General features: G+C 71.4%; 17 protein-coding genes. 14 read left to right on the top strand and 3 right to left on the bottom strand.

All coding sequences use genetic code 11. From position 1 onward, the window contains the following. Positions 1-93: 93 nt before the first annotated feature. On the bottom strand, positions 94-408 hold the full coding sequence (locus AC07DS_RS22730; RefSeq protein ID WP_479147905.1) for a hypothetical protein: 315 nt from the start codon (positions 406-408) through the stop codon (positions 94-96). Between the two features lie 244 nt (positions 409-652). Between AC07DS_RS22730 and AC07DS_RS22735 the strand changes: the two genes are divergently transcribed. Next, the gene (locus AC07DS_RS22735) at positions 653-1021 is read left to right on the top strand and encodes an arsenate reductase family protein (protein WP_479147907.1); all 369 of its coding nucleotides are present in this window, start codon (positions 653-655) and stop codon (positions 1019-1021) included. A 120-nt stretch (positions 1022-1141) separates the two neighbouring features. Beyond that, positions 1142-1882 carry a hypothetical protein gene (locus tag AC07DS_RS22740; RefSeq protein WP_479147909.1) on the top strand — a complete coding sequence of 247 codons (741 nt, stop codon included), beginning with the start codon at positions 1142-1144 and terminating at the stop codon, positions 1880-1882. A gap of 3 nt (positions 1883-1885) precedes the next feature. Here the strand turns inward: AC07DS_RS22740 and AC07DS_RS22745 are convergent, their stop codons facing one another. Then, the gene (locus AC07DS_RS22745) at positions 1886-2752 is read right to left on the bottom strand and encodes an alpha/beta fold hydrolase (RefSeq protein ID WP_479147911.1); all 867 of its coding nucleotides are present in this window, start codon (positions 2750-2752) and stop codon (positions 1886-1888) included. Between the two features lie 68 nt (positions 2753-2820). Here AC07DS_RS22745 and AC07DS_RS22750 point away from each other — a divergent pair, with 68 nt between their 5' ends. The 7 genes from AC07DS_RS22750 to AC07DS_RS22780 all read left to right on the top strand — a co-directional run bounded on the left by AC07DS_RS22750 (position 2821) and on the right by AC07DS_RS22780 (position 10302). Then, entirely contained in the window at positions 2821-3288 is a 468-nt protein-coding gene (locus AC07DS_RS22750) for a MarR family transcriptional regulator (RefSeq protein ID WP_479147913.1), read from the top strand. A 199-nt stretch (positions 3289-3487) separates the two neighbouring features. Further along, the gene (glnII, locus tag AC07DS_RS22755; protein WP_479147914.1) at positions 3488-4519 is read left to right on the top strand and encodes a glutamine synthetase; all 1032 of its coding nucleotides are present in this window, start codon (positions 3488-3490) and stop codon (positions 4517-4519) included. A 422-nt stretch (positions 4520-4941) separates the two neighbouring features. Next, entirely contained in the window at positions 4942-5517 is a 576-nt protein-coding gene (locus AC07DS_RS22760; RefSeq protein WP_479147916.1) for a winged helix-turn-helix domain-containing protein, read from the top strand. A 66-nt stretch (positions 5518-5583) separates the two neighbouring features. Further along, positions 5584-6609, top strand: a complete 1026-nt coding sequence (locus tag AC07DS_RS22765) for an NAD-dependent epimerase/dehydratase family protein (protein ID WP_479147918.1) — start codon at positions 5584-5586, stop codon at positions 6607-6609. Between the two features lie 52 nt (positions 6610-6661). Next, positions 6662-7933 (top strand): sensor histidine kinase, encoded by a 1272-nt coding sequence (locus AC07DS_RS22770; RefSeq protein ID WP_479147920.1) that lies wholly within the window; start codon positions 6662-6664, stop codon positions 7931-7933. Then, positions 7918-8571 carry a LuxR C-terminal-related transcriptional regulator gene (locus AC07DS_RS22775; RefSeq protein WP_479147922.1) on the top strand — a complete coding sequence of 218 codons (654 nt, stop codon included), beginning with the start codon at positions 7918-7920 and terminating at the stop codon, positions 8569-8571. Before AC07DS_RS22770 ends, AC07DS_RS22775 begins: the two co-directional genes overlap by 16 nt. A gap of 174 nt (positions 8572-8745) precedes the next feature. Further along, a complete protein-coding gene (locus tag AC07DS_RS22780) occupies positions 8746-10302 on the top strand; it encodes a DUF1996 domain-containing protein (RefSeq protein WP_479147923.1) in 1557 nt (518 codons plus the stop codon). A 112-nt stretch (positions 10303-10414) separates the two neighbouring features. Here the strand turns inward: AC07DS_RS22780 and AC07DS_RS22785 are convergent, their stop codons facing one another. Next, positions 10415-10807 carry a hypothetical protein gene (locus tag AC07DS_RS22785; protein WP_479147925.1) on the bottom strand — a complete coding sequence of 131 codons (393 nt, stop codon included), beginning with the start codon at positions 10805-10807 and terminating at the stop codon, positions 10415-10417. A 97-nt stretch (positions 10808-10904) separates the two neighbouring features. Here AC07DS_RS22785 and AC07DS_RS22790 point away from each other — a divergent pair, with 97 nt between their 5' ends. The 5 genes from AC07DS_RS22790 to AC07DS_RS22810 all read left to right on the top strand — a co-directional run bounded on the left by AC07DS_RS22790 (position 10905) and on the right by AC07DS_RS22810 (position 16168). After that, positions 10905-11423 carry a tetratricopeptide repeat protein gene (locus AC07DS_RS22790; protein WP_479148285.1) on the top strand — a complete coding sequence of 173 codons (519 nt, stop codon included), beginning with the start codon at positions 10905-10907 and terminating at the stop codon, positions 11421-11423. Positions 11424-11472: 49 nt separating this feature from the next. Then, a complete protein-coding gene (locus tag AC07DS_RS22795) occupies positions 11473-13395 on the top strand; it encodes a hypothetical protein (RefSeq protein WP_479147927.1) in 1923 nt (640 codons plus the stop codon). Positions 13396-13464: 69 nt separating this feature from the next. Then, the gene (locus tag AC07DS_RS22800; protein ID WP_479147929.1) at positions 13465-14361 is read left to right on the top strand and encodes a metal-dependent hydrolase; all 897 of its coding nucleotides are present in this window, start codon (positions 13465-13467) and stop codon (positions 14359-14361) included. Further along, the gene (locus AC07DS_RS22805; protein WP_479147931.1) at positions 14361-15410 is read left to right on the top strand and encodes a PDR/VanB family oxidoreductase; all 1050 of its coding nucleotides are present in this window, start codon (positions 14361-14363) and stop codon (positions 15408-15410) included. The genes AC07DS_RS22800 and AC07DS_RS22805 overlap by 1 nt, the downstream gene beginning before the upstream one ends. Before the next feature lie 68 nt (positions 15411-15478). Further along, the gene (locus tag AC07DS_RS22810) at positions 15479-16168 is read left to right on the top strand and encodes a TetR/AcrR family transcriptional regulator (RefSeq protein WP_479147933.1); all 690 of its coding nucleotides are present in this window, start codon (positions 15479-15481) and stop codon (positions 16166-16168) included. Positions 16169-16175 lie beyond the last annotated feature (7 nt).

Genomic DNA, 16175 nt, shown 5'->3' on the forward strand with positions numbered 1-16175 from the left:
TCTCTTGCCCCCCCCCTCCTGGTGTTTTTTTTTCCCCTCTCCCCCCCCCCCCCCCCCCCCCCCCCCCCCCCCCCCCCCCCCCCCCACCTCGGCTCAGCGCGAGTACCGCATGAACGCCCGCACCATGTGGCACGTCGTGTCCGACGGCGGGTGCACGCCGATCTTCTCCGCCGTGCTGCGGATCGTCTCGTTGCGCGCCTGGTCGGGCAGGTAGATCCCCAGGTCGAGCAGGGCTATGGCCAGGCGCATGGCCTTCAGGCGCCGGTTGTGCGTGACGTACCACGCGCGCGGCCGCCCGGCCGGCAGGGCACGCTTCTGCATCGGCACGTAGGGCGAGTCGAGCTGGACGGAACGCTTGGCGGTGGACTGGGTCGGCAACGGCTTGGTCTTCAGGGCGGCAGCGGGCACGGGCATCCTCCTGTCGCGGTCGGGGCAGCACCGGAAGGCTCCGGCGATTCCCTCGAACACTGCCTCCAGTTTACTGCCGGGCACTGACAATCAGGGAGTCCGAACGTCCACCAAAGGTCCAGGTCAGCAAGGAAATTGTCATTGCGTCACCGCAGGTTCGGGAGGTACGCGTGAGACGGCAGAAATTCGAACAGAGCCGACGGTGACCGCAGGTGGGCAGCGGGGTTCGCGTACCGTGGGCCGCATGGAAATCTGGATCAATCCGGCCTGCTCCAAGTGCCGCAGCGCGCTCAGCCTTCTGGACGCCGAGGGGGCCGACTACACCGTCCGCCGCTATCTGGAGGACGTGCCCCACGAGGACGAGATCAGGGCCGTGCTCGACCGGCTCGGGCTCGAACCGTGGGACATCACCCGCACCCAGGAAGCCGCGGCCAAGGAGCTGGGGCTCAAGGAGTGGGCGCGCGACGACGCCTCGCGGGACCGGTGGATCACGGCCCTCGCCGAGCACCCCGAGCTCATCCAGCGCCCGATCATCACGGCCGACGACGGAACCGCCCTGGTCGCCCGTACCGAGGAGGCCGTGCAGGAGGCACTCTCCCGGAAGAAGAGCTGAGCGATGCTCAACTCCCCTGTGACGCAGGTTACTTCGGCAAAGTCCCGCAACCGCTGAGTAACCTCGTTCGGGATCTCGTACATAGCGGCGTACGCTCCCCTACCTCTTCAGGAGGCGCGGATGTCGCGCAGGAGAACTCTCGGCACGAAGAAGAAGATCGCGCTGCTCGTCAGCGCCGCGGCAGTGGCGGGCGGCGGAGCCTTCGCGCTGGCGACCACCTCGAATGCCGCGCAGAGCCCGCAGAACGCCAAGACGCTGTCCGCCGGGAACTCGACCGTGTGCCAGGGGCTGGCCACGGCCCACGGCAACAACGACAAGTTCATCGCGGACCAGAAGGCGAAGCCGGACGCGCAGTCGGCGGCCCGGATCGCCAACCGCGAGGCGGTCATCAAGCAGATCGAGGTCCAGCAGAAGGCTGCCGGATGCACCGTTGGGGAGTCGGCTCAGGGCTCTCAGGCGGCTCAGGGCAACGCCGGCCAGCAGGGCAACGCGGGCAAGCAGGGCAACGCCGGCCAGCAGGGCAACGCGGGTCAGCAGGGCAACGCGGGCAAGCAGGGCAACCAGCAGGCCGGCAACGCGGGGAACAACGGCGGTGGCGCCGCCGCGGCCTCCGGTCAGCAGGTGTGCAACGGCTCCACCGTCACGCTCTCCGGCGAGGGCGGTGCCCCGGCGGCGTCCAGCAACCAGTTCCCGGCGGGCACCACCCTGAAGGTCACCAACCTGGACAACAACAAGTCCACGACGGTGAAGGTCACCTCGGTCTCCGGCAGCTGTGTGCTGCTGAACAACGCGGCCTTCGAACAGGTCCGGGAGCCGGGCAAGTTCCTCATCCGCCGCGCGGTGATCGAGAAGGTGGGGTGAGGTTCAGCCACCGGACAGGAAATCGGTGAGGTGACGGGCCAGGCCGGGCGAGGCCGCCTGCGGCAGCGCGTGGTGGGAGACACCGGGCAGTACGACGGTCTCCACGTGCGGCAGCATCGCCGCGGCCCGGCCCGTCACTGTGATGGGGTCATGGGTTCTGCTGTTAGCTGCCACGAGCAGCAGGACCGGCACCTCCAGGGCGCGCAGCGCGTCCGGCGCCGGGCGGGGGTCCGTCACCGGCTTCGCGGACGGGAAGCCCGCGCCCGCCTCCTGGAGGGCCAGCCACTCGGGGTCGAGGGACGCTCCCCCGGTCTCCCACTCCAGGAACGCGCGGACCCGGCGGGGTGCGGGCCGCAGCAGCATGGGCAGGGCGTGGAGCAGGTACGCCGTCTTGTATCCGGCGAAGCACAGGGTCGGATCGAGGAGGAACAGGCGGCGTACCCGAGCAGGTGCGCGCAGGGCGTGATGCAGGGCGATCCAGGCACCGTACGAGTGCGCGCCCACGTCGGCCGACGTCACACCGAGGCCGTCCAGCAGGGCGTCCAGCCAGGAAGCCAGGTCGGCGACCGTACGGGGGTGGCGGTCGGTGGCCGGGATGCTCAGGCCGGGGGCGCCGATCAGGTCCGGGGCGTAGACGCGCCGGACGCGGGCCAGGTCGGCGGCCTGGGCGTACCAGGAAGCGGAGGTCGCGGTGCCGCCGCCCGGCAGCAGGAGCAGCGGCGGCGCCTCGCGCGGGCCGCAGACGTTGACCCGGGTGTCACCGAAGGGCGTGGCGACGGTGAGCGCCTCGCGGTCCGCCGGCCATTTCGCCAGCACCTTGTCGTACGCAACCCGGAAGGCGTCGGCGTCGTACACGTTCGTCCTCGGCACGGAGGAACCCCCTATTATCTCGCTGAGCAAGATACTTGTTGAGCGAGATGATACGCCGGAGGATCCGTATGCCGACCCCGCCCCGCCCCGACGCGGCGCCCGGGATGGAGACCGTCCATCTGCTGCGGGCCGTCGCCGTCGAACTCGGCCTGCACAGCGCCCGGTTCGCGAACCAGAACGGCATGCATCCCACCGACGTCCGTGCCCTGATCGCCCTCATGGACGCCCGGCGCGCGGGCCAGGAGATGACCGCCGGGCGGCTCGGGGCCGAGCTGGGGCTCAACTCGGCGGGGACCACCGCGCTCGTGGACCGGCTGGAGCGGGCCGGGCAGGTCCGGCGGGTGCGCGGGGAGCGGGACCGGCGACGGGTCGTGGTGGAGGTGGAGGAGCGCGCGGTCGAGCTGGGCCAGGCGTTCTTCGGCCCGCTGATCGAGCGGTCGCTGGAGCTCCTGCGCGGGTACGACGAGCGTCAGCTGGCGGCGATCCGGGGATTCTTGGAGGGAGTCCGGGAGGCCGCGGCCGAGGGGCATGAGTGAGCACCCATACCCCGCTGGTCCGGCCCTCACAAGGTGACCCGGGACACAGAACCACCAGGTAACACGGGGTTCACATAAGAGCAACGACCGGGAAATCGCCTGTTGACAGGCTGCGCGGCAGATCGACGCGGCGCCCCAGTGCCGCAGCGCCGCAAGCACCCGCGAGTGCACCCGCACCCACCCCGAAGGATGTGGCCCCGTGACCTTCAAGGCTGAGTACATCTGGATCGACGGCACCGAGCCGACGGCCAAGCTGCGTTCCAAGACGAAGATCATCACGGGTTCCCCCGTCGGTCTCGACGCGCTGCCGATCTGGGGCTTCGACGGGTCCTCGACCAACCAGGCCGAGGGGCACTCCTCGGACCGTGTGCTCAAGCCGGTCTTCACCTGCCCGGACCCGATCCGCGGCGGCGACGACATCCTCGTCCTGTGCGAGGTCCTCGACATCGACATGACCCCGCACTCCTCCAACACGCGTGCCGCGCTGGCCGAGGTCGCGGAGAGGTTCGCCGCGCAGGAGTCCATCTTCGGCATCGAGCAGGAGTACACCTTCTTCGACGGCGCCCGCCCGCTGGGCTTCCCCGAGGGCGGCTTCCCGGCCCCTCAGGGCGGCTACTACTGCGGTGTCGGCGCCGACGAGATCTTCGGCCGCGAGATCGTCGAGGCCCACCTGGACAACTGTCTGAAGGCGGGTCTCGCCATCTCCGGCATCAACGCCGAGGTCATGCCCGGCCAGTGGGAGTTCCAGGTCGGCCCGGTCTCCCCGCTGGAGGTCTCCGACCAGCTGTGGGTGGCCCGTTGGCTGCTCTACCGCACCGCCGAGGACTTCGGCATCTCCGCCACCCTCGACCCCAAGCCGGTCAAGGGCGACTGGAACGGCGCGGGCGCGCACACCAACTTCTCCACCAAGGCGATGCGCGAGGGCTACGACGCGATCATCACCGCCTGCGAGTCGCTCGGTGAGGGCTCCAAGCCGCTCGACCACGTCAAGAACTACGGCGCCGGCATCGACGACCGCCTGACGGGTCTGCACGAGACCGCCCCGTGGAACGAGTACTCCTACGGCGTCTCCGACCGCGGCGCCTCGGTCCGCATCCCGTGGCAGGTCGAGAAGGACGGCAAGGGCTACATCGAGGACCGCCGCCCGAACGCCAACGTCGACCCGTACGTGGTGACCCGCCTCCTGGTGGACACCTGCTGCTCCGCCCTGGAGAAGGCCGGCCAGGTCTGATCCCGGACTCCGAAAGGGGCGCCCGCCGTCACGGCGGGTGCCCCTTTCGCGTACCCACATCCAAGGAGTGAGACGGCAAATCGGCAGGTGAAGGGACGCAACGTCAACTTCACACCAAGGAAGCGTCCAAGCAGTGAGAGAGGGCTCCTGTCCGGCGCACTCGTCTGCTTCAATGAGCACATGGCCAGCTTTCAGAAGCACATCGCGACAGGTCGCCATGACCTCGAGCCGTTCTGGCCTTCCCGTCAGCACCACGACTTCGACCGGGTGTGTTGCCGCGCGTTGAACGCGCAGGCCCTCTAAAGCCGTACACCCCGGCCTTCGGCCAGCGCGGAACGACGTACGTCCCCCGGCGCGCCCGACCACGAATCGCGGCCGTCGTCCTGCCCGACGAACTTCTCGCGCGAAAGAGCTGACCTCTCATGGCGACCACTCGTTCCCTCTCCACCGCCACCCTCACCCCCCAGGCCCAGAGCGGCACCCGGCACCGACTGCGGGCCGTCGACCGGGACGAGGTCGTGGACGTGGCGGACTTCCTGCCGCCGGGTGCCACCTGGCTGCCCGCGCCGCAGCACACCCTGCCCACCCTGCCCGGCCAGCCGCCGATGGTCGGCTACCTGGTGCTGGTCCCGGCCGACCAGCGGCTCCCGTTCCTGCCGGTCGCGGTGCCGGACCAGCCGGAGGAGGTCGCGCAGGCGGACGGCGACCCGCTGGTGCGGATCGACCCCGTGCAGCGCACCGCGAGCGTCGACGGCCTCGAACTCGACCTCACCTACCTGGAGTTCGAGCTGCTCGCACACCTGGTGGCGCACCCGCACCGGGTGCACACCCGCGACCAGCTGGTCACCACCGTGTGGGGGTACGGCCACGTCGGCGACGGACGCACCGTCGACGTCCACGTAGCCCGGCTGCGCCGCAAGCTGGGCGCCCAGCACCGGCAGACGATCCAGACCGTGCGCCGGGTCGGCTACAAGTACACCCCACCGACCGGGCGTTGACCCGGCCTGTCTGCCGACGGCAGACAGGCCTTCCCTCCCGGGCCCGTACCGGGCACGCTCCCCGGCATGAGACTTCTCGTGCTGGGCGGTACGGAGTTCGTGGGGCGGACCGTCGTGGAGGCCGCGCTCGGGCGCGGCTGGGAGGTGACCGTCTTCCACCGGGGACGGCACCGGCCCCCCGAGGGGGTGCGGTCGCTGCACGGCGACCGCACCGCCGCCGGCGGCCTGGCCGCCCTCGCCGCGGACGACGGCACCTGGGACGCCGTGGTCGACACCTGGTCGGCCGCGCCGCGTGCCGTGCACGAGGCGGCACGGCTGCTGCGGGGCCGTGCCGGACGGTACGTGTACGTCTCCAGCCGGTCGGTGTACTCCTGGCCCTGGCCCGCGGGAGCCGGCGAGGACACCGCGCTGGTGGAAGGAGCCGCCGCCGACGCGGAGGCGACCGACTACGCACGCGACAAACGGGGCGGTGAACTGGCCGCCGTCGAGGCCTTCGGCGCGGAGGGCTCGCTGCTGGTGCGGGCCGGGCTGATCCTCGGCCCGTACGAGAACGTCGGCAGGCTCCCCTGGTGGCTGACCCGGATCGCCCGCGGCGGCCCGGTCCTGGCGCCCGGGCCGCAGGAGCTGCCGGTGCAGTACATCGACGTGCGCGACCTCGCCGACTGGCTCCTGGGCGCGGTGGAACAGAAGCTGAGCGGGCCCTGCAACCTGGTGAGCCCGCCGGGCCACACCACGATGGGTGAGCTGTTGCGGGCGTGCGTCGACGTCACCGGCGCGGACGCCGAACTGCGCTGGACCGACCCGGAGGTGATCCTGGACGCCGGGATCGAGCCGTGGACCGAGCTGCCGGTGTGGGTGCCCCCGGGCGGCGAGATGTACGACGCGGTGCACCGCGCGGACGTGTCCCGTGCGCTGGAAACGGGACTGGTGTGCCGGCCGGCCGGCGAGACCGTCGCGGACACCTGGCGGTGGCTGACGGAGATCGGCGGCACCGCGCCGCAGCGCCCGGACCGGACGGGCAAGGGCCTGGCCCCGGAGGTGGAGGCGAAGGTGCTGGCAGCGGGCGGGGGTGTAGCCGGCACCACCCCCTGACATGGGTCTTCGGCCCACTGACCGGGGCCCACGGGTCGGCGAGACTTGCGGCATGAACACCGAACCGAAGAGTGGCCGTGCCCGGGCGCGGACCCGAGAGGTACTGCTGGCCGCCGTGCAGGGACTCGCGCTGGCCGTGGCCGTGCTGCCCCTCTCGGTGCTGTTCCTGGTCCTGACCCTCGTCTCCGTCGCGTTCATCCCGCTCGGCGTCGGCATCGTCACGACTCCGCCGGTCCTGACCGCGGTGCGGGCCCTCGCGGACAAGCGCCGGGAACTCGCGGCCGAGTGGTGCGGGATACGGATACCGTCGGCCTACCGGCCGGTCCCCGCGGGCGCCAACCCGTGGACGCGGACCCTCGCCCTGCTGCGGGACCCGCAGGTCCGGCGGGACGTGCTGTGGCTGCCGGTGGACATGACGGCCGGTTTCGTGACGGCGCTGCTGCCTGCCGTCCTGCTCTTCTACCCCTTCGAGGGGTTCGCGGTGGCGGCCGGGCTGTGGCGGGTGCTCGCGAAGGACGAGACGTACTGGTACGGCTTCGTGCCGGTCACCGGCCAGCCGTCCGCGTTCGGCGCCGCCGCCACCGGCGCGGTCCTGCTGGTCGCCGCCTACCGCCTCACCCCGCGCCTGCTGACGGTCCATTTCCGGCTCACCCGGGCCGTCCTCGGCGCAGGCCAGAAGGAACTCGCCGAGCGGGTACGCGTGCTGACCGAGACCCGGCGCGACGCCGTGGACACCTCGGCCGCCGAACTGCGCCGCATCGAACGGGACCTGCACGACGGGGCGCAGGCCCGGCTGGTCGCGATGGGCATGGACCTCGGCACGATCGAGATGCTGCTGGACAGGGACCCGGCGCAGGCCAGGCAGCTCCTCTCCCAGGCCCGCCGGAACTCGGTGGAGGCCCTGGAGGAACTGCGCGACCTGGTCCGCGGCATCCATCCGCCGGTGCTGGCCGAGCGCGGACTCGGGGACGCCGTGCGGGCGTTGGCGCTGCGGCTGCCCCTGCCGAGCGAGGTGAGCGTGGAGCTGTCCGGCCGCGCGGACGCGCCCGTCGAGTCGGCCGCCTACTTCGCGGTCAGCGAGGTGCTCACCAACGCCGTCAAGCACTCCGGTGCCGACCGGCTCTGGGTGGACCTGCACCACGCCGGCACCACGCTGCGGATCACGGTCACCGACAACGGCAGGGGCGGTGCCGCGATCGGGGCGGGCTCCGGGCTCGCCGGCGTGGAGCGGCGGCTCGGTACATTCGACGGCGTCCTGGCCGTCAGCAGCCCCGCGGGCGGTCCCACCCTGGTAACCATGGAGATCCCGTGCGTGTTGTCCTAGCCGAAGACCTCTTCCTGCTGCGCGACGGACTGGTCCGGCTGCTGGAGGCCTACGGCTTCGAGATCGCGGCGGCCGTCGAGTCCGGGCCCGAACTCACCCGGGCGCTGGCCGAGTCGCAGCCGGACGTCGCCGTGGTCGACGTACGGCTGCCGCCCACGCACACCGACGAGGGGCTGCAGTGCGCGCTGCAGGCGAGGCGGGAGCGGCCCGGGCTGCCGGTGCTGGTCCTGTCCCAGCACGTGGAGCAGCTGTACGCCCGGGAGCTGCTCGCCGACGGCAGCGGCGGGGTGGGCTATCTGCTCAAGGACCGGGTCTTCGACGCCGACCAGTTCGTGGACGCCGTACGCCGGGTGGCCGCGGGCGGCACGGCGATGGACCCGCAGGTGATCCAGCAGCTGCTGTCGCGGCGGGCGGCCGACGACCGGCCTCTCGGCAACCTCACCCCGCGGGAGCGGGAGGTGCTGGAGCTGATGGCGCAGGGCCGGTCCAACGCGGCGATCGCGGCCCAACTGGTGGTGACGGAACGGGCCATCGCCAAACACACCTCCAACATCTTCGGCAAACTGGGCCTTGAGGTGTCGGACGACGACAATCGGCGCGTTCTGGCCGTGCTCGCCCACCTCGACCGCGACCGCTGAGCGAAAATTCAACTTCCGCTGCTCAGGGGGCATTTGAATCCCGAGTGTGGGGTAATCCGCTGACTAATTTGTGAGCGGGCTGAACACCTCTGAGGCGGCGTCCGTATGGATGGACGCCGCTTCACTCCTGTCGGGCGCCTCGATGCTGCCCCGCAAGGAAGTCAGAGGAGTTCCATGGGACGCAACACACGAAAACGCCGTACGCCGCTGGCCACCAAGGCCATAGCCGCATCGGCGGCCCTAGCGCTCGGTGGGGGCGGGCTGATCTGGGCGAACTTCTACGCCTCGGCGCACGAGTCGAACAACCAGTCGTGGGGAGGCAACCAGACCAAGGCCGCGACGGCGCAGGTCGCGACGATCTCCTGCCCGGACGTCGGCCAGAAGCTGACGAACGTGCCGAACCAGGCCCGCCAGGGCGTGGCGATGGAGGTGGCGAACCTCGACAAGCAGATCACCGAGGCCTACTCCAGGCTCGCCTCCACCCGGCAGTCGCAGACGAACGATCCGAGCTTCGTGCAGAACGCGATCGTCGGCCCCCTCAAGGAGAAGCGGGCCGCGACGATCGACCGGATCAGGATCGACATCCAGCGGGTCGGCGGTTCCTTCGACAACTCGCTCAAGCAGCTCGCCGCCTGTACGACGCAGACCGCCAACCAGACCACCGCCGGTGGTCAGCAGCAGAACGGCGGACAGCAGCAGAACACCGGTGGCCAGCAGCAGAACGGCGGCCAGCAGCAGAACGGCGGCCAGCAGCAGGCCGGCGGGCAGCAGCAGGCCGGCGGGCAGCAGCAGAACATCGGCGGACAAGCCGGCAACGGCCCGGTCGCGGCCGACTTCGTGGACATCACGAAGGTCGCCGCGAACGTCCAGGGCAAGCCGGTGCGCGGCAACAACGCCTCGAACGGCACCTTCACCACCCGCTGCGGTGTGAACGCGAACAAGAACCACAACACCGACAACGTGATCGTGGCGCCCGGCGTGGCCAACGGTGCCCACCACCTGCACGACTACGTCGGCAACCAGAAGGTCAACGCGTTCTCCAGCAACCAGACGTTCCTGCAGGGCGGCACCAGCTGCCAGAACCGGAACGACCTGTCGTCGTACTACTGGCCGGTGGTCCGCGTGCAGGACGGCACGCAGGACTTCGACCAGAACAAGGACGGCGGTGGCAAGGAAGGCAACGTCGGCAAGATCCTGACGCCGGTCTCGGCGCAGATCAAGTACGTCGGCAGCCCGGCCAGCAAGGTCGTCGCGATGCCGCAGTTCCTGCGCATCATCACCGGTGACGCCAAGACCACCACCAACGGTCTGGCCAACGCCAACGCGCACTGGAGCTGCACCGGCTTCGAGAACAAGGTGCAGCTGACGTCGCAGTACCCGATCTGCCCGCAGGGCAGCCAGGTGGTGCGTACGTTCGCCTTCCAGAGCTGCTGGGACGGCCAGAACATCGACAGCGCCAACCACCGCACGCACGTGGCCTTCGCCGACCCGGCGAGCGGTGTCTGCGGGAACGGCTTCAAGGCGATCCCGCAGCTGACGATGCGCCTGGTGTACAACATCACCCCGCCGACCGTTCAGAACGGCCAGGTGAAGAACGCCTACGCGGTGGACGGCTTCCCGGAGCAGCTCCACAAGCCGGCCACCGACCACGACGACTTCATCAGCGTCACGACCGGCGGCCTGGCGAACAAGATCGCGAACTGCATCAACAACGGTCAGCGATGCGCGTAGCGACCATGCAGTGACAACCCCCTGGGAAAGCGGGCGGTGGGAATCTCCCACCGCCCGCTTTTCTTGTGCTCCGTCTTTTCCTGTGCCGCGTCTTCCCCGTGCCCCGGACAGGTCAGCCGCTGTGCGCGTGGTGGTCCGTGCCCACCTCGAGGTCGCCGCCGAGCGTGCCGCGCAGCGCCTTGACGACCCCGTCGTCGCCGACGGCGACCCACTTGCGGCCGACGAGGTAGAAACCGCCGTAGTCCTTCGCGTCGTTGATCCACTCGCGCTGGCCGCGGTCGGTGGCGAAGGTGGCGAGGATGAACTGCCCGTCGGTGTTCTTGCAGATGGCCTGGCGGATCTCGTCGGCGTCGGTCTGCATGTTCGGCTTGCACTTCACCTCGGCGGCCAGGCTCTCCAGACTGCCCGTGGCGGTGGGCGGCACCGCCTTCGTGTCGCCGCTCGACCCGCAGCCCGCCAGGGTCAGTGCCGCAGCGGCGCCGATCATCAGTCGCGTCAACCTCATCCGTTCCTCCGGTCCTGGTGGGCCAAGCATGCCCCAGCTCCTTCGGATACGGCTGCGGGCCGCGGTACGCTCAAATCCGCTGCCGGGGTGGGCACAGGTGTGCGAGGGTGACCCGGTGAACCAAGACTGGGAAGACCGCGTGACCGCCGCCTGGGCGACCTTCGACGAGTATCCCGAAGAGCGGGCGGCCGAGTTCCGCGCCGTGATCGGCAAGCTCGTCGCCGAGCTGCCCGAGGGCAGTCCGCTGGCCCCGTTCGAGCAGGCCTGCGCCTGGGACTCCACCGGACACTCGGACAAGGCGGTGCCGCTGTACCGGGAGGCGCTGGCGGGCGGGCTGAGCGGTTACAAGGGACGCCGGGCCAAGATCCAGTTGTCGTCCTCCCTGCGGAACATCGGGCAGGCCGAGGAGGGCGTCGAGCTCCTCACCCCCGAACTGGACGCGCCCTCGGACGAGTTGGACGACGCGGTACGGGGCTGTCTCGCCCTGTGCCTGTCCAGCCTGGGCCGCGACCGCGAGGGCCTCTCCCTCGTGCTCGGCGCCCTCGCCCCTCATCTGCCCCGCTACCAGCGGTCGATGGCCAACTACGCGCGGCTGCTGGTCGAACCGGAGGAGTGAGTCACCCGCTTGGCGGTGACCAATCAACGGCTCACTCGTTCTCCCGGACGTGCAGTCACAGGATGTAGCCCAGCGTCACGCACCCTCCTCCGCCGGGGCCACCGGCCCGGTCGTCGACGTCGAACAGGCCGAGGCCGCGCTCGTCGAGCACTACCCACGGCTGGTCCGGCTCGCCCACCTGGTGCTGCCACCGGCCCTCGGCCGCAGCCGCCGGGTGCTGACGGCCCACGCACTGGTCCAGCGCGCCCTGCCCCGGGGCCGCAAGCAGACGTCCGTGATCCCGGCCCAGTCCACGGGCCGGGAGGGCGACCCCGGGTACGCGTTCCTGCGCCTGCGGGTCCTGAGTGCGGCACTGGAGGCGGCCCGCCCCCGCAAGGGCCTGCCGCGGCTCTCCCAGCTGCCGCCGCTGCTCCCCCAGGTGTGGGGGCTTCGCCTGTTCCCACGCTCCGGCGGCGCCGACGAACTGGCCCTGGACCAGCGGCTGTCCGCCCTGTCCGGCCCGGCCCGTGCCGCCTACGTGCTGCGCGGCCTGGAGAAGCTGCCCGACGCGGACATCCGCAGGATCCTCAAGTCCGCCGGGGTCGACCGTCCCGAGTCCGCACTGGCGGAGGCCAACGGGGTACCCGCGCAGGACGCCCTGCTCACCTCCCCCGAGTTCGACCCCTGCTGTCTGCAGGCCCGCCCCACCGACCTGATGCGCCGCCGCCAGCACACCAAGGCCGCGCTCGCCGCGGCGGCCGCGCTCGCGGTGTGCGGGGCGCTGGTGGCCATGCCGGGCGACGGCTGGGGTCCCGACGGCGCCGCCGCACCCGTCTACGCGGAGAACCCGGCGGCCGAGGCCGCCCTGGACCCCGGCAAGCTCACCCGCGCCGCCCCGACCGTGTGGGAGTCGGCGGCCCGCGACGACTTCTCCGTGTGGCCCGCGCGCGGCCCGCTCACCGGCGACAAGGCCCTGCTGCGCCGCGCCCTCGCCGTCTGGGCCCGGCCCGGGGAGACGGTCCGCGTCTCCGCCACCCCCGGCACCCAGACCGGCGCCCCGGCCGGCCCGCCCCAGCTGCTGTACGCGGGCAAGGTGGACAACGCGCGCGTGGCGGTCCTCTACGACGGCCTGCGCATCGTCCGCTACGCCGAGCCCACGGACGGCACCACGGGCGCCGCCCTCGACTTCGCCCGCGTCGACGGCGCGACCGGCGCCGAGGCGAGCGTGCTGGTACTCGGCCGCTCCGACGGCAACGTCCGCTATCTGATCGCCCCTTGGGTGAAGAAGGCCGCCGAGCGGGACCTGACGAAGCCGGCCGCGGCCGCGGCACCCCTCACCGTCACCGACGGCGTCACCACACCGATGGCCAGCTCCGCCCTGCAGCCCGGCAGCTGCACCTCGTGGCACGTGCTCCAGCTGACCGACGCCTCCGGCACCCGGCTCGCCACGGACCTCGGTGAGCTGGTCCCGGCCCACCTCACCGCCGGACGTCCGGGCGCCACGGGTGAGGCGTCCGGCGCGGAGGGTCTGCGCGCCTGGGCGCCGTTCGCCTGCTCGCTCTCCGCGGAGCGCTCCGCGGGGGTGCGCAGCGTCAACGCCTGGGCGTTCGCGAACCAGCCGTTGCCCGACGGGAGCGGGGCGGCCGAGTGGGTGTGCACCAGGGCCGAGACCTGGCGCGGCGACGGTACGGCCGCAATGGCCCAGTTCCGGACCCCGGGCGGGCCGGTCGGCGCTGTCGTGGCCAAGGGCACGGACCCACGGTCCTGCGGTCCGCGCGACCCGCACGTCCTGGCCGGGGTGCTGTGGAAGTCCCGTGCCGGGCACTGGTACCTGCTGGCCGCGGGCAGCCAGGACACCGCGTCGATCCGGGCGACGGGCGGGATCACCGCGTCCGGTCCGGGACCGCTGCTGGTGGCCCGGGCCGAGCAGGGGGCGCAGGCACAGCTGAAGGGAACCCTGACGGACGGCCGGCAGGTCGGCGGACTGCGCTAGCTGACACTCGCGTCAACAAGGTGCCGCACGGGGGTTCTCAGATGACCTACCCGTCAGTACATTGACGCCATGTCTAACACGCAGGCCCGGCCGGTGGAGTCCGAGCGCATACCGCTCAAGGCCCGCAACGTGTCCTTCTCCTGGGAGGACACACCGCTGCACTGGGTGCCCGGCGACCCGTTCACCACGCACACGATCAACGTGCTGCACCTGCTGCTGCCCGCCGGCGAGCGGTGGTTCGTGCATGTGTACAAGCAGGTACTGCCGCTCATCCGGGACGACCGGCTCCGCGAGGACGTCGTCGGTTTCATCGGGCAGGAGGCGATGCACTCCCAGGCCCATGACGAGGTCCTGCCGCATCTGAGGGAGCTGGGGCTCGACCCGACGCCGTACACCGCGCAGGTCGACTGGTTCTTCGAGAAGCTGCTCGGCGACCGCACGCTGCCGCCGGGCAGGGCGCGCCGCTGGTGGCTGCTGGAGCGGGTCGCGCTGATCGCGGCCATCGAGCACTACACCGCCTTCCTCGGCGACTGGGTGCTCAACGCCGCCGAACTGGACCGGCGCGGCGCCGACCCGACCATGCTGGACCTGCTGCGCTGGCACGGTGCCGAGGAGGTCGAGCACCGCTCCGTCGCCTTCGACCTGTTCATGCATGTCGACGGCAGCTACCGGCGCCGGGTGCGCACCTGGGCGACGGCCTTCAGCGCGCTGGTGTTCCTGTGGCAGCGCGGGGCCCGCTTCTTCATGGAGAACGACCCCACCCTGGTGGACGGCAAGGCCTCCTTCAAGGAGTTCCACCGGAGCGGCCGCCGGGGCACCCTGCCCACGACCGGTGCCATGCTCAAGTCCATCCCGCGCTACCTGAGCCACGCCTACCACCCCTCCCAGGAGGGCTCCACCGCCCAGGCGGTGGCCTACCTGGCCTCCTCCCCCGCCGCGCTCGCGGCCGAAAAGACAGGGCCGTGATGCCGAAGCTGCGCACCGTCGCGCTCGTCGCGGGCGCCGCCCTGCTGACCCGGCGGGCCCTGCGCCGCCGCGTCCGGGTCTCGCCGCTGTGGCCGCTGCCCGCGCTGGACCCGCCCGTCTCCGGACGCCCCCGCTCGCGGGCGCTGCGGCTGCTGCTCACCGGGCACGAGACGGTCGCCGACGGGGTCGTGCAACTGCGCCTGGAGGGCGGCGGATTGCCGCGCTGGGAGCCCGGCGCACATCTCGACCTGGTGCTGCCGTCGGGGCTCGTACGGCAGTACTCGCTGTGCGGGGACCCGGAGGACGGGGCCTCCTACACGGTGGCCACCCGGCTGGTCGAGGACGGCCGGGGCGGCTCGCGCGAGGTGCACGAGCAGCTCACCGAGGGCATGCAGCTGGAGGTGCGCGGACCGAGGAACCGTTTCCCCCTGGTCGAGGCGCCCTCGTACGTCTTCGTCGCCGGCGGCATCGGCATCACACCGGTCCTGCCCATGCTGCGGGCCCTGCCGGACGGCACGGACTGGCGGCTGCTGTACGGCGGGCGGACGCGGGCCTCGATGCCGTTCCTGGAGGAGGTGCGGGGGCTCGCCGGGGACCGGCTGACGCTGGTCGCCGAGGACGAGGACGGGCGGCCGGACCTGGAGGCGCTGTTCGCGGGTGTTCCGGAGGGGACCGCCGTCTACTGCTGTGGCCCGGAGGGCCTGATGGAGGCGGTGGAGGCACGGCTGCCCGAGGGCGCCACGCTGCACCTGGAGCGGTTCGCGCCGCGCACGTCGGCCGACGGCAACCGCGCGTTCGAGGTGGAGCTGCGGCGCAGCGGACGGACGCTGCCGGTCCCCGCGGACTCCACCGTGCTGGCCGCCGTACGCCGCGAACTGCCCGACACCGCCTACTCCTGCGAGCAGGGCTTCTGCGGGACCTGTCAACAGCGGGTGGTCGAGGGCGAGGTGGACCACCGGGACGAGCTGCTGACGGATGCGGAGCGTGCCGACTCGATGCTCATCTGTGTGTCACGGGCCAGAAGTGAGCGACTTGTGCTGGACATGTGACGGACCCGTGTGAACACCGGCGCTGGTCCGGCCCGTTCCGGGCCGGATTCGATCGGTAAGGTGTTCGCATGAGTACCGGGGTTCGCCGCAGGATGGGCGTCGAGGAGCGGCGGCAGCAGCTGATCGGTGTCGCACTCGACCTGTTCAGCCGCCGTTCGCCCGACGAGGTCTCGATCGACGAGATAGCGTCGGCGGCGGGCATCTCGCGCCCGCTCGTCTATCACTACTTCCCCGGCAAACTCAGCCTGTACGAGGCCGCGTTGAAGCGCGCCTCGGAGGATCTGTCGGCCCGCTTCGCGGAGCCGCACGAGGGTTCGCTCGGCGCCCGGCTGCTACGCGTGATGCGCCGCTTCTTCGACTTCGTGGACGAGCACGGGCCCGGCTTCTCGGCGCTGATGCGCGGCGGCCCGGCCGTCGGCTCCTCGACGACCAACGCCCTCATCGACTCCGTACGGCAGGCCGCCTACGAGCAGATCCTGGCGCATCTGGGCGTCACCGAGGCATCCCCGCGCATGGAACTGGTCGTCCGCTCCTGGATCTCGCTCGCCGAGTCGACGGCGCTGATCTGGCTGGACGGCCGCCGCATCCCGCGCGCCGAGCTGGAGCTGCAGCTCGTGCACGACTTCGCCGCCCTGACGGCGGTGAGCGCCGCCCACGACACGGACATGGCCGCGCTGCTGCGCACCATGGCCGAGGACGAACCGGCCGACGGGCCCTTCGCGGAGCTCGTCGGCCGGCTGCTGTTCCTGGCGCGCTGAGGAGCGC

Source organism: Streptomyces sp. NPDC044064, from assembly GCF_056434245.1.